Source organism: Thermoleptolyngbya sp. M55_K2018_002 (assembly GCF_015295965.1).
GTDB lineage: Bacteria > Cyanobacteriota > Cyanobacteriia > Elainellales > Elainellaceae > Thermoleptolyngbya > Thermoleptolyngbya sichuanensis.
On the sequence record NZ_DVEA01000192.1, the window covers coordinates 1 to 18,274 of the forward strand.

Consider the following 18,274-nt stretch of genomic DNA (forward strand, 5'->3'; position numbering starts at 1 on the left):
GCCGTATTTCGCCTGGATGCGCTTGAATTCGGAGGCGGCATGGGCGATCGCCTCGGTGGCATGTCTACTGAAACGGGCTTCTACATTTACGGCGCGGTGGACACTGAGCAACTGCGGCGAGCAGCCCAGACGGCGCTGCATCGAATGGTGGGGGGCGAGTGGAATTTGGCAGTGCATCCCCGCTGCGGCACGAATCTATCGGTCGGCATCTTGCTGACGGCGGGGCTGCTGATGGGCGCTCAGCTGGTGCTGCCCAAAGATCCGCTGGGGCAGATTTTGGGACTGGGGCTGGCGGCAACGGCGGCGGCGAGCATTGCGCCGGATGCAGGGCAAATTGCCCAGCGCTACCTGACGACAGCAATTCCGTTTAACCTGGCGATTCTATCGGTGGAAAACCAGGGCGATCGCTGGGGACAGCCAACCCATTTTGTGCGTGTGGTCTGGGTGGATTAGGACAGTAGAGCAAACAGGTTGTACTGGCAGCTTGCATTGGCAGCTTGCATTGGGAAGCGGTATTGGGAGGCTGCATTGGGAATAAAGGGGCGATCGCCGGGTATTCTGGACTAGGTTCTTACGGTCTTGTTCTGAACCTAACCAGACTTACGCCCTTGCGATAAGCTTTCTGGACTTTGGACAATTTCTCGCAGGCTGCGCCCGCGAGAAATTGTCCAACTGCGTAAGTCTTACCCAACTATCGCCCAACTATCCCAGGATTCGCCATGCTCACGACTGCTCGTCCGCTCCAGCTTGATTACGTCCGCGCCCAGTTTCCTGCCCTGGCAGGAGAGTGGGTGTTTTTTGACAATGCGGGCGGTTCCCAAACCCTGAAGCGGGTTGCGGATCGCATCAGCGATTACCTGCTGACGACCAATGTGCAGCTTGGCGCATCCTACGACGTGTCGCAGCAATCGACTGCACGGGTTGCCGAAGCAGCCCAAGCCGCCGCGATGCTAATCAACGCCGCTGAGCCGGGCGAAGTGGTGATGGGCGGTTCCACCACGCTGCTGCTGCGGATCTTGTCGTTGTGCCTGGGGCAGACCTTTCGCCCCGGTGATGAGATCATTGTCACAAATTGCGACCATGAATCTAACATTGGCTGCTGGCTAGACCTGCGGAAGCAGGGCATCATCGTCAAGTTTTGGAACCTGAATCCAGAAACGCTCCAGCTTGATCTGGACACACTGGCACAGCTAATGACCCCACGCACTCGGCTGGTGGCGCTGACCCATGTTTCCAATATCCTGGGCACCATTAACCCAATTCGCCAAATCGCCAACTTGGTGCATGAGCGCGGCGCGATGATCTGCGTAGATGGCGTGGCCTATGCGCCCCATCGCCAGGTGGATGTGCAGGCGCTAGACGTGGATTTTTACGTGTTCAGCTTCTACAAAGTCTACGGGCCGCACTACGCGCTGTTGTATGGCAAGCGGGAACACCTGCTGACCATGCCGGGAATCAATCACTACTTCATCAGCCAGGAAACGATTCCCTACAAGTTTCAGCCTGGAAATGTGAATTTTGAACTGAGCTATGGCGCGGCGGGTGTTGTGGATTATCTGAGCGATCTGGCCGTGCAGCATGGCAGCGATCGCCCCGCCAGTGACCTTTTCGGCCGCCTCAGCGAGGCCTTCGACCGCATAGCCGAGCATGAGGCGCAACTGAGCGATCGCCTCCTCAGCTATCTCCACAGCCAGCCCCGCGTGAAACTCTGGGGCGACCCCACCGCAGATCGCGATCGCCGCGTGCCCACCATTGCCTTCACGGTCGGTCAACTCAACAGCGCCACGATTCCGCCGCAGATCGATCGGCATCACATCGGCATCCGCTATGGAGATTTCTATGCTCGACGGCTGATCGAAGACCTGGGCCTGGCGCAGCAAAACGGCGTGGTGCGCGTCAGCATGGTGCATTACAACACCCTGGAAGAGTGCGATCGCCTGATTGCCGCCCTCGATCCAATCATTGGCAGCTAGAGAAGCATAATGGGGTGGCAGAGTGATACAGTGTTGAACCGAAAGCAACCTTAACCCTCCACTCCCCGCATGTCTCCCGGAACCCGCCTGGAACGATACACCCTCAAGCACCCCAGCGAAGTTCTGCTGGTCACTGCCCGCACAGCCGACGGAGACGATCAGGTCGCCATTTTTCGCGGCTTCTCTAGTTCACTAACGCGCCCCACGGCCTACGATCCTGACGTTCCCGTGCTGCCGCCAGATGCAGAGATTCTCAGCATCGATCGCCTCCAGGGGCCCTATAACCCGGCACATCCGGTCTATCTTCAGCAAGGGCTAAGCTGGGGCGAAATGCAGGAATTGCTGATCAATCTGGGGCTATAGTCTGGGATTAAAACCGGGGCTATAGTCTGGGGTTAAAACGGAGGCTAGAACGGGGGCAAAAACTTTCTCTCCCTGTGGCGAAACTTCTACAGCAAGAGCCGCGTCACTAGATTCACAAGCTTTCACCCAGGGATTGCAAACCGCCTGAACCGGGCGCAGTGTGGTCAACTCAGCGGCGATCGCCCTTTGCTTTGCAAGGCAAGCTGCGGAGATTGACCCCTGGCTTTTGCGTGCGATCGCGCTAGCACGCAGACCAAACAATCTCGCTGCTCGTTAAAAATTCGAGCAAATTTCTGCGGATCTGCGGAAGTCCCCAGTGGAAAAGTTTGATAATTTTGCCGAATTTTCGGCCCATCTACCGAACTCAGGATTACGCTTTTAGGCACGCTCTTATGAATCAGGGAAAACGCCACACCTTGAACATCCACATCGAGAGAGAGTATGGAACGTCCACACTGGTTGTCCCTCACCGCCCTGACTGCCCTGAGCCTGGGCATGGGTGGGTTAAACGAACAGGCGATCGCCACCACCTTCAACAACACCCAGGTTGACCAAAGCCGCTTTGTGGTGCTGGGCAGCGCAGGTGGCAGTCGCATCACCATTTTGGAACAGGTCAGCAATGCCCGCGCCTGCTGGCAAGAATCGAGCAATGGCACCGTTGATGCCCTGATGACCCGGTTTGACTTTACCGGCATTTGCGCCCGCGCCACCGACCGCAACGGCTACTCGGTGCGCGTTGGCGGACAGGATCTGGGTCTGCAATACACCCTCCGCACTGTGACTCAGGGCAACCAAATCATCCTCTACGCCCAGCCCAGCAGCGGCAGCGGCACATTGGAAATTGGTCGATCTCGCAGCGCTGCCAGCGGCTTCAACCGAATTCAGCTCAACCCCGGCTGGTATCTTAGCCGCCGCACGTTCAATGGGCAGCCTCTAGGGCACCTGTACCTGACCAATGACCTATCGCTGGCGGCGCTGACCAGTGCCTCGCGCCCAATCGCCACGAACCCTGCACCCGTTACGCCGCGTCCCACAACACCCGCACCCTCCCCTGCGCCAATCGTGGTTACGCCCGCACCTCAGCCGTCTCGACCCGTTGGCTCTGCCCCAGTTGAGATTCCTGTGCCGCCCCCGGCCTCCGGCGTTGTGGTAACTCGACCCACACCCGCACCTGCGCCCAGCACCGGGTCGCCGACCATTGTGAACGGCATTCCTCTGCCGCCGCCGCCGCCATCGGTCAGCGCACCCGAATCGGTGGCAGTGCTGCCCGTACCGTCGCTGCCGCCTATGCCACTGGGACAAACCCCGCCCGGTCAGGTCGGTTCTGCCCGTCCCCCTGTGTTTAGCGGAGCGCCTCAGCCCGCGTCGCCGTTGGCCTCTTCGCTAGGCTTTAGCTTCCGGGTGGTGGTGAATGGCAGTTCTCCCGACGTGCAAACTCGTGTGCGCTCTATTGTGCCCGATGCATTCCGCACAGTGATTAATGGGCAGGTTGTGATGCAAGCGGGTCTATTCCGCGATCGCGCCACGGCTGATCAAATGCTGCAACGACTCAGCAGCGCAAACTTGCAGGCGGCCGTGGTGCCAGTCAATTAGCGACAACGCTAACGGTGTTTGGAGTGGTGGAGTGATAGGGTGGGAGAAAAAAAGAAAAGAGAAAACAGAAAAAGGAAGAGGTTTTAATTTTTCATTCTTCATTCTTCCTTTTTCGTTCTTCGTTCTTCCTTTTCCGTCTCTCCCCAACACCCCAACACTCCTAACCCCTTATGTCTCACCTTACGCCCGAAGAACTCGCCGAATGGCAGCGCGTGCTGGATGCGGCGAACTACAACAATATTTTTTGCCACTGCCGCCAGTGCGATCGCGAATGGGTTGCTTCCACAGAAGCCCCTTGCACCTGCGGCAGTATTCGCGTGGAATATATTGCCTGCTGGCAATTTCCAGATGACTAGCGCCTGCTGGCAATTTCCAGATGACTAGCGCCTGCTGGCAATTTCCAGATGATTAGCGCCTGCTGGCAATTTCCAGATGACTAGCGCCTGCTGGAATCTCAAATCGCCAATCTAAAATTCAAAATCGCCAAAATCCAAAATCGCCAAAACTGAATCGCCAGAACTGCGATCGCCCTGTCGCCTTAACCCAAGGATCGCCATTTCTTAACGTAAACCCCCACTATAGGATTATCAGTTCTTAACGCTCGGCCGCTACGCTACGTGTGTTTAAGCAGACAGTTCTTACATGCTTTGGGAGCGCAGACCTATGGTGGCGAATGGAGTTAAGGTGAATCGCTTTGTGAAGGTTTTGGGAGCGATCGCCGCAACAGTGGCAGCGGTGAGCGTACCCGTTGCTGTGTTTTCACAAACAAATCGCCTAATCAAAATCGACGGTTCTAGCACGGTGTTCCCGATCACCGAAGCCATGGCCGAAGAATTCATGAAGATCAATCGGGATGTCAACGTTACCGTTGGAATCTCTGGCACAGGCGGCGGCTTTAGCAAGTTCTGCGCGGGTGAAACGGATATCTCCAACGCTTCTCGCCCAATCCGTCAATCTGAAATTGAGAAGTGCCGTGCGGCAGGCATCAACTACATCGAACTGCCCGTTGCTTATGACGCACTGACGGTTGTGGTCAACCCCCGCAACACCTGGACGACCAGCCTGACCACTGCTGAACTGAAGAAAATCTGGGAACCGGGTAGCACCATCAACAACTGGAGCCAAGTTCGCAGCGGCTTCCCCAATGTCCGCATGAACCTGTATGGCCCTGGAACCGACTCTGGAACCTTTGACTACTTCACTGAAGCCATCAACGGCAAGGCAGGAGACAGCCGCAGCGACTACACCGCCAGCGAAGATGACAACGTGCTGGTGCAGGGTGTTGTTCAAGACCAGGGTGCAATGGGCTATTTCGGTTTTGCCTACTATGAAGAAAACCGGAACCGCCTCAAGTCGGTTGCTATTGACAACGGCAACGGTCGCCCTGTCGCGCCGAGCCGCGAGACTGTAGAAAACAACACCTACACGCCGCTATCTCGCCCCGTCTTTATCTACGTGAGCGATCGCGCTGCCCAGCGTCCAGAAGTTCGCCAGTTTGTGTCCTTCTACCTGAGCAGCCCTCAGCTTGTGGACGAGGTTGGCTACGTTCGTCTGCCCAGCGAAGGCTACACGCTGGCTCGCCAACTGCTGGAGCGCAACGAATTCGGCACCCGCTTTGCTAATCGGGAAACCGTAGGAATCAGCATCCAGGAACTTCTGCGCCTCGAAGCTCAGCGATAGAAGCGCCTGACGGTTTGCTTTCAACGCTTTGCTGATTGGTTAGTCTCTGGTCTCCTTGGAGCAGTTTCTTTGAGTCTGTTCCAGGGAGACTCTCTGTCGGTGATAGACAAGCAGTGATAGACAAACGGTGACAGACAGACAGTGATAGACAAGCAGTGACAGATGGACAACTGTCGCAATTAAGCGGGCGATCGCACCCTCAAATTTCTCTCTTCGCGCTCTTTTCTACACAAGCTTTTTCACAAGCCCTTCAACATTCATCCCAGTCTCTTCAAGCCAATCATTCTTTCATCATGGGACAGTCAACTCCGCGTCTGCCAGCCGCCACACTCCAAGTTCACAAGTCTTCCTCGCCGTGGCAGATGTTCTGGCGGCCGATGCTGGTGGCTTCTGTCGCGCTCCATGCGCTCGTGCTGGGGCTGCCCATTGCCTCTGAGCCAGAGCCAGAAGCAACGGAAGAAGTTGCAGAGGAGCCACCTGTTTCGCTAGCCAGCCTAAGACCCGTTCCCAAAGTAGCTCCTCCTCCACAGCCCACACCAACGGCAACTCCCCCCCGTCCCAAGGTTCAGCCCGCACGCCCAACTCCAGTGCCGCGCCCTAGTCCGAATCCGGTTCCCAGGGTAGCACCATCCCCATCTCCGGTCGCATCCCCCAGCGTAGAGCCAACGCCCCAGGCTTCGCCCACCTCAGAACCCGAAGCTTCCCCAGCAGCAGAACCAACTCCGATCTCGGAGGAAGTGCCCCTAACCCCAGAAACCACAGCCGCTCTCCCAGCAGAACTAACAGCAGAGGAGCAAGAGCTTCAGGATTTGTGGGGTCAGTTTCAAGGAAATTTGGCGGGGGTTGCAGCGAGTGAGACGGCGGGGCTAAACATTCCGTACTACAAGTTTCCTCAGCCAGAGCTGTTTTTTACGGCTGAAAGTATTGCTGCGGCTGAAGCTGATCCCTCCCTCGCCGCAGCGTCTTTGCCGATGATTGACAATATTTTGTGGGCTTCACGCCGTCGGCCTGACGAGGTACTGGCAGAGGTGCAGCAGATGTTTGAGGGATTTGCCTTCACTCCAGAGGGAGAATATGGTGGCGGGGAGCTCTACAAAATGGAAAAGGAAGGCACCGTTCGTTATATCAACTTAGTGCGGGCGAGCGATCGCTCTGCAACCTTCGTGGTGATTTGGAAACAAAACCCCAATCAGCCTGCGAGCTAGCTCAACGTGAATTGGTGAGAGCGTGAATTGGTGAGAGACAGTTTTGGGCGATCGCCCCCTGAGGACGAATTGAGCTAGCTTTATCGAAGTTTTATAAAGAGTTGAAAAATCGGCTAAGACGCGCTAAATCTGAGTGAAACCTCGCAAAAGGGCTGGCATTCTGGGTGAGAACGCAAGCAGTCCGAAAAAATACTGAACTTTCCTGAATTTTGATGGGAAAGGACGAAGGATCTCAAAGATTTCTGAAGCCATAGAATTAACTGACTTCAGAAAATTTGACCTCTATGATCCGCATACTTTAGCTTACTTACGCTGGCTCAATTGCCGAAATGTTCTAGTTCTAATCTAGTTCTAAAAGACGGTATGGCAGACAGGAGCCTTCCCGCGCATAGGTGCATACACCCACATATATACCACACCCATACATTAGCCACGCATACCCTACATAACCTAAGGTAGAGGACTCATTCACGGAATTCTTTCACCGAATCAGTCCTGGCGCATTCCAAAGGCTGGTGGGCGAAATATCCGCCAGCCAAGTGCGCCTAAATCCAGATATCCTCAACTTCAAGCTCTTAGTGTAGGGATTGTAAAGCTATCAGAAAGCTATCAGAAATAGATAGGGTGGTGCTGTAGTCTATAGTAGGATATCAAAACAGAGTATCTATCAAAATGAGATATCATGAGGTGTCGCGTCATTCGCATTGCGCCACATCAGCGAATTGGAAATTAGCAATAAAAAACCCCTAGACATAAAGCCCAGAGGTTTGGAGTTCCTGAAAATCGTCACTTGATTAAATAATCTCAAGCCTCCATAAATTCCGCAAGGGGGTTTAACCCTCTCTTGTTCCCAAGTTCATTAAAAACTGGCAAGACTTCGTAAATGCTTTCCGGAATCTACTTGGCAACCAGCTCTGGAACCGGAGAATTGCTGACGAGTCCATTGCGCTCATCGATAGGAATATAGGGCATGTTGTGGCTGCCAGTGTAGACCTGGGTGGGACGGAAGATACGGTTGGCTTCGAGTTGCTCCTTCCAGTGGGCTAGCCAGCCCGCTACACGGGCGATCGCAAACACGGGCGTAAACAGGTCTGTCGGAATCCCCAACTTGCGGTATACCAGCCCAGAGTAAAAGTCCACATTGGGATAAATTCCCTTGTGACCCAGCTTCTCTTCGACCGCCTTTTCCATGGCGATCGCAATGTCGTAATAGTGATCGCGTCCAAACTTCTCAAACAGTTGCTCTGCCAGGTTTTGCAGGATAATGGCGCGGGGGTCTTTCACCTTATACACCCGATGCCCAAAGCCCATAATCTTGGACTTGCGCTCTAGGCAGGTCTCCAGGTACGGCTGCACGTTTTCCACGGAGCCGATTTCCTCCAGCATTAAAATCACTTCTTCGTTCGCGCCACCGTGTAGCGGCCCGGCAAGCGTCCCCACGGCCGACGCAACCACCGCATAGGGATCGGTCAGCGTTGAAGCCGTCACCATTGCCGAAAAGGTCGATGCGTTGATGGTGTGTTCTGCATGGAGGGTTAGGCAGACATCAAAAATCTGCGCCGCTAGCGGGTCAGGTTCCTGCTCCGTCAGCATGTAGAGAAAGTTAGCAGCATAGTCCAGATCGTCGCGGGGCTGAATAGGGTCGTTTCCCTTTCGCATCAGTTGAAACGCTGCGACCATCGTGGGAATTTTGGCCAGCAGCCGCACCACTGCTGCCCGGATGTAGGCCGGGTCTTCGAGCGCCCGCCGAGAATAGAACAGCCCCAGCGCTGCGGCACAGGCTTGGAGCGCGTCCATCGGGTGACCGCTCTCTGGGAAGCACTTCATCATGTCGCGGATGCGGTACTTTAGCCGTCGATGCGTTTGCACCTCGTGCTTAAAGTCTGCCAATTCTTCACGGGTGGGCAACACGCCCCAAATCAGCAGATAGGAGGTTTCTAGAAACGTGCTGTGTTTCGCCAGTTCCTCAATGTGAATGCCCCGGTACTCCAGAATGCCATTCTGACCATCGACAAAGCTAATGCTGGATTGGGTGGCGGGCACCCCGTCCAAACCAGGTCTGTATTCGCAAGCCGTCATAATTTCACCGTGCGCCCGACTATGAATGTGTTGCTTGCTATTCTACGACCCAGTTTGGGGCAGTTTTGTTTGTTCTAAGCTATGTCTTAAGTCTTTAGGATTTTCAAAGACGGCGACTCGATTTGAATCGTCCGTCGCCATCTCCGGAGTCGAACCTTAGGCTGTGCCTGCTATTGGGGCGATCGCTGCGATAGGTTTGGCGGAGCAATGGGCAGTTCAGCCGCAATGTTGCTTAACCCAACAGAGTTCAGCAAATTTTGCCACTGGCTCACGATCGCCCCATCGGTGGGCTGGCGATAGGGGTCTGTGAGGCTGGCGATCGCCTCGTACCAGATGCCGGAGCGGGCATAGAGCGCGGGCAAATCGGCAGGGCTGGTCGTGGCGATCGCTGCGGCCAGTTCCGCAGAGGGCTGCACACGCTGAATCCAGCTATCCACCACCAGGTTGCCCGACAGGTCATTGGGGTCGCAAACTAGGGCAAAGCTCCAGTGATAATCGCGACCGATTTCCAGGGGAGCCATGTTCGCTTCGGCAGGCAGGCTGATGCGGAGAATGCCAGACTGATTGCCCGTGCTAAAGCTGGTGCGATAGATTTCGGTGTCCTGGTCGTCGGTCAGGATTAGCTCGGCTGCTGCGGCTTTTTCAGCATAGGCAGCCGGAACGTAGACGAAAAAGGTGGGATATTCGCTGAGGGTATAGCCCAGGTTTTGTGCCGGAACGATGGCTGTGAGGCGGTTCTGTCTACCGGGAACTGTGCTTGTCCAACAGCCGCGAGTGCCGCCGCCTTCGCGCCGTCCGGGCAGGCCGCGGTTGGGGGGAACGTAGTCCTGCGCCAGCGCTGTGATGGGGATACTACCGAGGGTGATGCCAAGGGCGATCGCCGCTAGAAAGGCTTTGGCGAGGGGTTTGCAAGCTGACTGTACCACAGCAGAGAAGAGAGACAAGCGTTTGGAGGGAAGGTGAATCATAGCGAGGATAGGGTGACGACAGAAGTCCGAGGCGAGAGAGGGAGGGCTAGAGGTGGCTGTACTGGTGGCTGTACTGGTGCTGTATTAGTGGCTGTACTGAGGAACGGGGCAAGCGATGCTGTCAGCACTTATTACTCCCAAATCCATTGATACACACTCAACCGCTAACCTCCAACGCCCCTCCAAATAGATTCACGATGGATGGGGGCCAGTCCGCAGTGAGCAGCACCTCATATCCGCTGCTTACGATTCTTATGCCAAATCTCGATAAATCTCGATGATTGATGCAGGGATTGATGCAGGCGCTTGACAGCGGAGAGATCAGGATGTGGGGTGTGATCCAGCAGTTGTTGCGGCCGCTAATGCGGTTGTCAATGCTGATGCGGTTATCAATGCGCTGGTCAATTACAACTGAGCCAGGACAATCAGCGGTATATTATTCGGTCAGAGTCAATATACCAAAGGGCACGTTACACCAGGAGCGGATATGAGCTTAGCCAATACACCCCAGGCGCTACATCCAGCAGCCCAAATGAGCCAGTGGCGGCTGCGTCCGGGCTATCTGAGCGAAGGAGATTCGGATTTTGAATCAGTGCATGTGCTGATTGGGCAGTTTTTGGCCGATCGCCATTCGCCTGACCCCCTGCCCGATGACTCCCTCTTTACCGAAAACACCGAATTTCGATGGGGAGCGCAGAAACCCTTGGAAAAGGTGATTGCTTCCCAGGCAGAGCTAGATTTTTTGCTGCGACATCCGGCGCTGTTTCGCAGTGCGATCGCCATTATTGAACCCTGGGAACACGTCGGACGAAACCCCCTTGGAGAAGAAGTCCGAGCGTCTCTCAACGTAGCCTACATTGCTCAAAAGATCGCCGATTGCGATTCCATCTTGTTTCCCATGTGGTCGTCTGGGCTGCTCGACCTGGACGTGGTGGTGCCGCTGATCACCGCTGGGCTGGCCGTTGTAGTGGAAGGCGGCGATCCGTCTGTCCGTGATGCGTCTACGTTTGACAGGGCCAAGTGTTCGCTGGCGGATTTGCATCAGTTGGTGGAGCGGCTGCTGATCTCGCGATCGCCCATTAGTGCGCTGGCGCTGTTCATCTGTCTGGGGCATCAGTTGGCGGCGCAGGGGCATATTAACCTGATTAAACAAGCCGTCCGGGAGGTGCTAAGTCTGGACTCGCTGCCCCGCGATCCGGATGGAAAAATGCTAAAGGCTTTGCGGCGGGTGTGCCAGCGCATCGAAGCGGTCGGCAGTTCGCTCAAGATTACCAAGCGCAATGGCCATGTGATTGCCGAGGGCTGGGATCATCCAGAGTTTGCGGTGGGCCCAAACGAACACAAGGAAGTGGGCGATCGCCAGCTTCATCACTACCAGTCGCCCGATGGGGATGCGTCGGGCATTCCCGAAGAGTTGATCACAGCGCACGAAATTACAGCCGATCAGTACGAAGGCGTGATTGATACCGCCATTGAGTACGAACGCGAAATCAACATCGCCATGTTTCACTCCGATGAGGTGAACGAAGAAGCCATTTTGTTTGCAAATTGGGCTTATCGATTGCTGCACGATGCTATGATTCCCTACCGCTCCGTCATTGCGGGGAGTCGTCTGGCGTGGCTGCTCAAGCTGCCGGATGCGGTGGAAATCTTATGCTCCACCACGATTGGCGAAGAAGTCGTGACCGAGTGTTCTGCGACCTGCATCATTTATCGAGATTTTGAAAGCAAGCAGGTGCGCCGCTCGTTTACCTGCCAGTTTCACCCAGAACTGCTGTCTGACTTGCGGGCAGTGGGGCACTCTGCGCCGCCCAGCTATGCGCGACTGAAAACCGACGACGGCGCACGGCTATTTGCCCGCCTGCTCTACGAAGGGATGCAGGAATAGAACGAAGCGAGGGGGGTGTATCGACTCTATATTATCGCTGGCCGCTAGCTTTGCTCTGGGAGGCTGGATGCGCTCAGGAAGCGGTTGTCTATGAGGGAGTGGCCCCAATCCACCAGGCGATGCAAAAAACCAGAAAGGCGATGAGGCTGGGCGATCGCCCACAGATTTAGCCCCAGACACAGAGCGCCCAACCCCGACAGCACGAAGGTCGGCAACATCACCACGCCCACCACAAACCAAGTGACGACGTGCAGAATCATCACAGCGGCGTAGAGGCTGGCGAAGCTGGTGATCAGGCGGATTGTGGAGCGGGGGCGACCTAGCCCCACAAAGATTAGCGTTTGCAGCGTCGCCAGCAGGTTTGCCGGAACTAGCACCGCGCAGATCGCCAGACAGTGGGTGCGGGAAAAGTCGCCTACTGCACCAAAGCTGGTGATGCCGGAATGGGCGATCGCCGAGTGCATTGCAGCGGAATGAACCATGCCCAGAGGCATTGCGCCCAGGTCAGATGCGGGGTCAAGCAGCGAAGCACCCGATAGCACGGCTGAGAATAGGTCGATGGCAGACATTTCTAAAAACCAGGAAATCCCAAATACAAGAGGGGCGTTTGCCACGGGTTTCCGCAGAAGAATCGCCGCTAGCAGCACCTACCCTTTGAGGCCAGGTTACCCGATCTAACAGGGCGATGAGCCAATACTCACAAATTTGTAAACATCTGAGACATTTAAGTGACATTTAAGCTAAGTCACCAAGCCAGCCATCAAGCCAGCGCCAGGGCCCCTTTTAGCTCAAAGATTTTTTCAATCACTTCCGCCACAATGCGATCGGGGGTGGAGGCTCCGGAGGTGATGCCGACGGTGATGGGGCCATCGGGCAGCCAGTTTTCGGTGACGGTCAAATCTTGGTGCAGCGGCTTGTGCTGGACGCGGTTGCCGGGCCCGATGCGATCGCCACTGTCGATGTGGTAGGACGGAATGCTGCGATCGATGGCGATTTCTTGCAGGTGCGTCGTGTTGGACGAGTTGTAGCCACCGACGACCACCATCAAATCCAGCGGCGCATCCACCAGGTCATACATCGCGTCCTGCCGCTCCTGCGTGGCATCGCAGATGGTGTTGAAGGCGAGGAAATGCTGATTCAACTGGTCGGGGCCGTATTTCTGCATCATGGTGCGCTCAAACAGCTTGCCGATTTGCTCCGTTTCGCCCTTTAGCATGGTGGTCTGGTTGGCGATGCCGACACATTCTAGGTCGCGGTCGGGGTCGAAGCCGTCGGAATGGGCGTTTTTGAACTTAGCGAGAAATTCCTGGCGATCGCCCCCATTTAGAATGTAATCTGCCACGTACTGCGCCTGTGCCAGGTTCAGCACGATCAGATACGTGCCTGCAAAAGAACTGGTGGCGATCGTCTCCTCGTGGTTGTACTTGCCGTGAATGATGGAGGTGTAGGCGTTTTTCTTGTGCTTTTCAACCGAGTTCCACACTTTGGACACCCAGGGGCAGGTCGTATCGACAATGGTGCAGCCCTTGTCGTTGAGCAACTGCATTTCCTGCACGCTCGCGCCAAAAGCAGGCAGAATCACCACATCGCCCGACTCAATGCCAGAAAAATCTTTTTGCCCCGCTTCTACGGGAATAAACTGTACCTGCATCTCCCGCAAGCGCTGGTTGACCGAGGGATTATGGATGATTTCGTTGGTAATCCAGATGCGCTCGGTGGGGAAGTGCTGCCGCGTTTCGTAGGCCATGGCCACTGCCCGCTCTACGCCCCAGCAAAAGCCGAATGCCTGCGCCAGTCGAATCGTTACATCGCCCCGCTTCAGCGTGTAGCCGTTGTCGCGAATTTGCTGGATCAGGTCGCTCTGATATTCCGACTGCATCTGCCCGGAGACTTCTGCGTCGTGTCCGAAGCCCTTTCTGTGATAGTTTTCGGAGTTGTTGAGCGATCGCTTGAATGCTTTGGTATCCATACCCGCTGGCGTGCTGCTTGCTGGTGTAAAAGATTTGAACGTGCGTTGAGAACGTACTTTTAACCCTAACAGACAACCTGCCCCTTCCAGCGGCATTCCTGCTGAATTCTAACCACTGAATGCACCACTGCTGTTTCAGCCACGGTTTAACGTCGTTTTTTTCAGTGTCTGGCGCACGGTTTCATCCGAAATTGACTCCACTACTTGCAGTTCAACCAGGCGGTTGGCTAACAACTGCATTGTCCACTCAGCCCGCCCATCGGGTGCATCTGAGCAAGCGGTCGCAATCAGCAGGGCTTCTGCTTTGGCATCGAGCTTACGAGGTTTGGGAGGATGGGGGCGATCATTGAGAGCTTCCTCCAATGTGGCTGAGTGGACAAACTTCTCACGGGTTCGCTCGACTGTTGAAAGATTCACCCCTAAGTTGTCCACGACTTCTCGGTCGATTTTACCCTGATTCACTTGCAATGGAATACGCGCACGGGTGAGTTTGCGGGCTGAATGTTTTCCAGTTCTCAAAAGGGTTTCCAACGCTTGAATTTCAGCGTCGCTTAGATCGACAATATAACGCTTCTGACTCATAATTATCCACAGTGTTTGAGAGCTGATTTATAAAGTCTCTAAGCCGCCAGGCGTTTGAGCATCACACGAATCATGGCTCCATAAATCATGGCTTCGCTCATCTCACAATACAATTCGTAGTCTTTGCTCAAGCGTCGATAGCGATTCCACCAGCCAAAAGTTCGCTCCACAATCCAGCGTTTAGGCAGAACCTCAAAGGTTTGAGCCGTTCGTTTGATGACCTCAACTCGGACGTGTTCTCCACAAGCCTGTTTGACCGCCTCGGCAAACTTCTTGCCACTATACCCCTGGTCTACCCACACGACCTCTAGCTTGGAGAGCTTATCGCTTGCTTCATCGAGCGTAACCAATGCCCCAAGCCGTTCTGAGGCATTGGCTTCGGTCACCACCACCCCAATCAAAAGCCCTTGAGAGTCTACGACCAGGTGGCGCTTACGTCCCTTAACCTTTTTGCCACCGTCAAAGCCGCAGCCCCCCCTTTTTTCGGCGGTCTTGATCGATTGGGAATCGGCAATCGCCACGCTGGAATCGCTGTCTCTGCCCATGCTCTGTCGTAAGGTGTCTCGCAGTTGGTCATGAATCTGTTGCCAAACCCCTTTGCGATGCCATTTACGAAAGTAGAAGTAGACCGTTCCATAAGGCGGAAAGTCATGGGGCAGCATTTCCCACTGGCAGCCACTGCATTGCACGTAGAAGATAGCATTGAGAATCTCTCGAAAGTCCACTTCTCGAGGACGACCGAAGCCCTTACCCGTTGGCAGCAGCGGTTGCAAGACTGCCCATTCTGTATCACTCATGTCGCTGGGATAGGCTTTGCGCTTGGGATTGGCGATTTCGGGTAGGCGACTCATAGACCGGCTCTAGAGACATCTGTCATTGAGCCTAAAGCTCGTTCTGAGGTTGGCTTTTCTCTCTTCCTTTTTTCTTTGATAAATTAGCTCTGATGTCAGTCGGCCGGCTAATCCTCTGCCTTGAGGGGGATAGAGTAAAGGTTATCAGTAAGGGTTCGAGGTTATTTGCCCTAATCAAATATTTGCCCTAATCAAATTAGGCTCCAGTTTCGCAGCGCGGGGATGCCGCGAAAGATAAGTGCTGGGTCACGATGAATGCGGGCAGCGAGGGCTGGGTTTTGTTGAGAGAGCGCCTGGTGGAGCAGGGCGGAGTCGCCGCCTGTGAGGGCGATCGCCCCTTCTGGTTCCTGCAACAGCCAATCGCGGGCAAAGTCTTGGAGGCTAGCCAGCAGCGTGTAGAGAATGCCGGAGCGGATGGCGGTGGGTGTGTCGGTGGCCCAGCGCGGTGGCAGCAGGTTTAGGTCTGGCTGGAGCGCAACGAGCGGTAGAGCAGCCGTGTCCTGGGCGAGGGCTTGCTGCTGGAGCCGCAGGCCTGGCAGAATTGCGCCGCCCAGCAGGGTGTTTGCTCGATCAGCAGCGGTGAAGGTGAGGGCCGTTCCAGCATCGATGACCAGCACGGGTGCGCCCAGAGAACAGATTGCCCCCCAGAGGGTCAGGGCGCGATCGATACCGAAGGTGGGATACATCTTGGCTAGGGGCACATCCGCCAAGGTAAGGATCTGCCGGGCGGGATACTGCTGCCAGAGGTCTGTCTGCGCGGGCACAACGGAGGCGATCGCCAATGGAACTGGCGCTTGCAATAAAACCTCACCTGGAATTGGCAATCCGGCAGACGCAGGATCGGCAGCAAACTGGGCGATCGCCGCCGCCGTCCAATAGTCCGAATCCCACCAGTGCAGCAGTTCCTCCCCCGAAAATGCCACCCAGTGTAGCCGAGAATTGCCAATTGCCAGAGCCAGATAAACAGGCATGATTGGTCGAAGCGATGAGGGTCAGGAAACAGTGTATGCTGCGGGCTGTGCTGGCAAAAGATTATCCAATTGCCTAAGTTTTGATAGATAAGTTTGGATAGAAAAGTGCGACAAAGCCACGTAGAACATAAAAAACATAAAAAGGTGCGACCGAAGCCGCACCTTGCGAAGGAGATATCAAGGATGAAACGTGAAAGTCCGTAGCAGACTCGCCGCCCAAGTTGCTTTCGCAAACCTGGGAAAGTCACCTACATCAGACCCAGTTGGGACAGGATGCCCTGACCCGTTAACAGTTCCGTAGCCAGACCAATCACAAAGCCCAGCATTGCCAGACGACCGTTCCAGGTTTCCGCAAACTGAGTAAAACCAAACTTGGATTCTTGGGTTTGCATAGCTCAAAGACCTCTCTAGGTTGTCTTTAGGTTGTACTTATACGTTAACATAACTTAAGAAAAATCAGCAATAAAACTACATATTTGAGTATCTATGGTGGGGGGGGTGGTCTATCTATGGGGGAAGAGGGAAGAAGGAAGAACGAAGAAGGAAGAACGAAGAGGGGAGAGTTGGGTAGGGTGGGTGATGGGGTTTTTCTGAAGGCTGCTTGTGTGCGGCGGGGTTTGGTTACTTTTTTGGGGATGTCTTGACGGCTGGGTCGGTATGAAGAGTTTCCGGGTGTGGCGACTCAGGAAATAATGATTGAGCTTTGGGGCAATGGTTGGGAGCGCGATCGGGGTAGTCGTGTTTCCGGGTGTGGCGACTCAGGAAATAATGATTGAGCAGGGCTATGGAATTCTCTTTATGTGTCCCGGTTCGTCTGATCTTGACGATAGCAATCTGCCATTGTGCGATCGCCTTTCCCAGCGCATCGTCGCCCATCCGCAGCGGCGCATCTCGTTTGCTGAGTTTATGGCGATCGCCCTCTACGACCCGGACTACGGCTATTACGCCACAACTGCTTCAGCCATCGGCGCGGCAGGAGATTTCTACACCTCGCCTCATCTGGACGTAGCGTTTGGGGAACTGCTGGCGGAGCAGTTTGCTGAGCTATGGCATTTGCTAGACACTCCACGTCCCTTTACGCTGGTGGAAATGGGCGCAGGGCAGGGGATTTTGGCGGCGGATGTGCTTCGCTACCTCTACCGAGAACATCACGCCTGCTTTGAAGCCGTGGATTACGTAATTGTGGAAATTTCGGCGGCGATGCGGGCAGAGCAGCAGCGTCGGCTCAAGCCTTTGGCAGACTCTGGCCAGGTGCGCTGGTGTGGCTGGGAAGAGATGCCGCCCGATTCTGTGACGGGCTGCTTTTTTTCAAACGAACTGGTGGATGCGTTTCCGGTGCATCAGGTGGCGATCGCCCAGGGGCAACTCCAGGAAATCTACGTCACCCTTGCGCCAGAGCCAGTTGCAGGCGCAACACCTCGCTTTGTCGAGACGCTGGGCGACCTCTCTACGCCAAGACTGGCGGAGTATTTTGAGCTAGTGGGAGTGGATCTGCTGTCGGAGCGCTATCCCGACGGCTATCGCACTGAGGTCAACCTGGCGGCGCTGGACTGGATGCAAACGGTGGCAGATCGGCTGCATCGCGGCTATGTCCTCACCATCGACTACGGCTATCCGGCGCAGCGCTACTATAGCCCCACCCGCACCACAGGCACGCTCCAGTGCTATTACCAACACGCACACCATTCCGATCCTTACCTGCACATTGGGCGGCAAGACCTGACGGCGCACGTCGATTTCACCGCGCTGGAGCGACAGGGCGATCGCTGCGGGTTAGACACGCTGGGCTTTGTGCCGCAGGGCTTATTTTTGATGGCGCTGGGGCTGGGCGATCGCCTGGCGGCCCTCTCCCATCCTGAACCGGGAACCGAGGTGAACCTGGCAGAAATACTGCAACAGCGCGATCGCCTGCAAGCACTGATCGACCCCCTGCGGCTGGGCAACTTTGGCGTGCTGATACAGGGCAAAGAGTTGGGAGCAGCGGCCCTACCCAAAGGCTTGCAAATACCGACCCATTTGGGCGTTGTTTAGAAGCCGTCTAAAATCAGAGATATCTAAAATCAGGAATAAAAGATCGAAATCTCAACATCTCGACCAACGCCTGCTGAAAATGTGGGCATTTCGGGCATTGCAGAAATATCAGCATTATTGC

At 55.3% G+C, this 18,274-nt stretch carries 16 protein-coding genes and 1 pseudogene; 9 read left to right on the forward strand and 8 right to left on the reverse strand.

Going from position 1 to position 18,274, the window contains the following annotated elements; genetic code table 11:
* From IGS51_RS09285 to IGS51_RS09315, 7 genes are all read left to right on the forward strand, one after another.
* The coding region (locus IGS51_RS09285; protein WP_297078144.1) for a DUF6391 domain-containing protein at window positions 1-453 on the forward strand (453 nt) is incomplete at its 5' end.
* A 266-nt stretch (window positions 454-719) separates the two neighbouring features.
* Window positions 720-1,973, forward strand: a complete 1,254-nt coding sequence (locus IGS51_RS09290) for a cysteine desulfurase-like protein (RefSeq protein ID WP_297078145.1) — start codon at window positions 720-722, stop codon at window positions 1,971-1,973.
* Between the two features lie 69 nt (window positions 1,974-2,042).
* Window positions 2,043-2,336: a hypothetical protein gene (locus tag IGS51_RS09295; protein ID WP_297078146.1), complete on the forward strand. Its 294-nt coding sequence runs from the start codon at window positions 2,043-2,045 to the stop codon at window positions 2,334-2,336.
* A 441-nt stretch (window positions 2,337-2,777) separates the two neighbouring features.
* Window positions 2,778-3,929, forward strand: coding sequence for a DUF3747 domain-containing protein (locus IGS51_RS09300; RefSeq protein WP_297078147.1), 1,152 nt, complete (start codon window positions 2,778-2,780; stop codon window positions 3,927-3,929).
* A gap of 170 nt (window positions 3,930-4,099) precedes the next feature.
* On the forward strand, window positions 4,100-4,285 hold the full coding sequence (locus IGS51_RS09305) for a hypothetical protein (protein WP_172354659.1): 186 nt from the start codon (window positions 4,100-4,102) through the stop codon (window positions 4,283-4,285).
* 307 nt (window positions 4,286-4,592) lie between these two features.
* Window positions 4,593-5,609: a PstS family phosphate ABC transporter substrate-binding protein gene (locus IGS51_RS09310; protein ID WP_297078148.1), complete on the forward strand. Its 1,017-nt coding sequence runs from the start codon at window positions 4,593-4,595 to the stop codon at window positions 5,607-5,609.
* Window positions 5,610-5,902: 293 nt separating this feature from the next.
* Complete coding sequence (locus tag IGS51_RS09315; protein ID WP_297078149.1) at window positions 5,903-6,814, forward strand: hypothetical protein; 912 nt, start codon at window positions 5,903-5,905, stop codon at window positions 6,812-6,814.
* Window positions 6,815-7,711: 897 nt separating this feature from the next.
* On the opposite strand, the gene IGS51_RS09320 is transcribed toward IGS51_RS09315, so the two are convergent.
* Both IGS51_RS09320 and IGS51_RS09325 read right to left on the reverse strand, forming a co-directional pair.
* Window positions 7,712-8,893: a citrate synthase gene (locus tag IGS51_RS09320; protein ID WP_297078150.1), complete on the reverse strand. Its 1,182-nt coding sequence runs from the start codon at window positions 8,891-8,893 to the stop codon at window positions 7,712-7,714.
* Window positions 8,894-9,063: 170 nt separating this feature from the next.
* The gene (locus IGS51_RS09325) at window positions 9,064-9,819 is read right to left on the reverse strand and encodes a DUF928 domain-containing protein (RefSeq protein ID WP_297078151.1); all 756 of its coding nucleotides are present in this window, start codon (window positions 9,817-9,819) and stop codon (window positions 9,064-9,066) included.
* Window positions 9,820-10,348: 529 nt separating this feature from the next.
* Between IGS51_RS09325 and IGS51_RS09330 the strand changes: the two genes are divergently transcribed.
* Window positions 10,349-11,749 carry a hypothetical protein gene (locus IGS51_RS09330; RefSeq protein ID WP_297078152.1) on the forward strand — a complete coding sequence of 467 codons (1,401 nt, stop codon included), beginning with the start codon at window positions 10,349-10,351 and terminating at the stop codon, window positions 11,747-11,749.
* A 44-nt stretch (window positions 11,750-11,793) separates the two neighbouring features.
* Here IGS51_RS09330 and IGS51_RS09335 read toward each other — a convergent pair whose 3' ends face one another.
* The 6 genes and pseudogenes from IGS51_RS09335 to IGS51_RS09360 form a co-directional block, all read right to left on the reverse strand.
* Entirely contained in the window at window positions 11,794-12,363 is a 570-nt protein-coding gene (locus tag IGS51_RS09335; RefSeq protein WP_297078153.1) for a hypothetical protein, read from the reverse strand.
* Window positions 12,364-12,509: 146 nt separating this feature from the next.
* On the reverse strand, window positions 12,510-13,718 hold the full coding sequence (locus tag IGS51_RS09340; RefSeq protein ID WP_297078154.1) for a 4-hydroxy-3-methylbut-2-enyl diphosphate reductase: 1,209 nt from the start codon (window positions 13,716-13,718) through the stop codon (window positions 12,510-12,512).
* Between the two features lie 121 nt (window positions 13,719-13,839).
* Window positions 13,840-14,219 (reverse strand): annotated as a pseudogene (locus IGS51_RS09345) (helix-turn-helix domain-containing protein); the annotation flags it as partial.
* 119 nt (window positions 14,220-14,338) lie between these two features.
* A complete protein-coding gene (locus tag IGS51_RS09350; protein WP_297078155.1) occupies window positions 14,339-15,151 on the reverse strand; it encodes an IS5 family transposase in 813 nt (270 codons plus the stop codon).
* Window positions 15,152-15,342: 191 nt separating this feature from the next.
* A complete protein-coding gene (locus tag IGS51_RS09355) occupies window positions 15,343-16,122 on the reverse strand; it encodes a pantothenate kinase (RefSeq protein WP_297078156.1) in 780 nt (259 codons plus the stop codon).
* A gap of 248 nt (window positions 16,123-16,370) precedes the next feature.
* On the reverse strand, window positions 16,371-16,514 hold the full coding sequence (locus tag IGS51_RS09360; RefSeq protein WP_068507618.1) for a chlorophyll a/b-binding protein: 144 nt from the start codon (window positions 16,512-16,514) through the stop codon (window positions 16,371-16,373).
* A 319-nt stretch (window positions 16,515-16,833) separates the two neighbouring features.
* Here IGS51_RS09360 and IGS51_RS09365 point away from each other — a divergent pair, with 319 nt between their 5' ends.
* Entirely contained in the window at window positions 16,834-18,153 is a 1,320-nt protein-coding gene (locus tag IGS51_RS09365; RefSeq protein WP_297078157.1) for a class I SAM-dependent methyltransferase, read from the forward strand.
* Window positions 18,154-18,274: the final 121 nt, after the last annotated feature.

Coding starts and splice junctions, on each gene's coding strand:
- IGS51_RS09300 (WP_297078147.1), top strand. CDS start 2,778: ATGGAACGTCCACACTGGTTGTCCCTCACCGCCCTGACTGCCCTGAGC.
- IGS51_RS09340 (WP_297078154.1), bottom strand. CDS start 13,718: ATGGATACCAAAGCATTCAAGCGATCGCTCAACAACTCCGAAAACTAT.
- IGS51_RS09355 (WP_297078156.1), bottom strand. CDS start 16,122: ATGCCTGTTTATCTGGCTCTGGCAATTGGCAATTCTCGGCTACACTGG.
- IGS51_RS09365 (WP_297078157.1), top strand. CDS start 16,834: ATGGTTGGGAGCGCGATCGGGGTAGTCGTGTTTCCGGGTGTGGCGACT.
- IGS51_RS09290 (WP_297078145.1), top strand. CDS start 720: ATGCTCACGACTGCTCGTCCGCTCCAGCTTGATTACGTCCGCGCCCAG.
- IGS51_RS09320 (WP_297078150.1), bottom strand. CDS start 8,893: ATGACGGCTTGCGAATACAGACCTGGTTTGGACGGGGTGCCCGCCACC.
- IGS51_RS09295 (WP_297078146.1), top strand. CDS start 2,043: ATGTCTCCCGGAACCCGCCTGGAACGATACACCCTCAAGCACCCCAGC.
- IGS51_RS09305 (WP_172354659.1), top strand. CDS start 4,100: ATGTCTCACCTTACGCCCGAAGAACTCGCCGAATGGCAGCGCGTGCTG.
- IGS51_RS09350 (WP_297078155.1), bottom strand. CDS start 15,151: ATGAGTCGCCTACCCGAAATCGCCAATCCCAAGCGCAAAGCCTATCCC.
- IGS51_RS09330 (WP_297078152.1), top strand. CDS start 10,349: ATGAGCTTAGCCAATACACCCCAGGCGCTACATCCAGCAGCCCAAATG.
- IGS51_RS09315 (WP_297078149.1), top strand. CDS start 5,903: ATGGGACAGTCAACTCCGCGTCTGCCAGCCGCCACACTCCAAGTTCAC.
- IGS51_RS09310 (WP_297078148.1), top strand. CDS start 4,593: ATGGTGGCGAATGGAGTTAAGGTGAATCGCTTTGTGAAGGTTTTGGGA.
- IGS51_RS09360 (WP_068507618.1), bottom strand. CDS start 16,514: ATGCAAACCCAAGAATCCAAGTTTGGTTTTACTCAGTTTGCGGAAACC.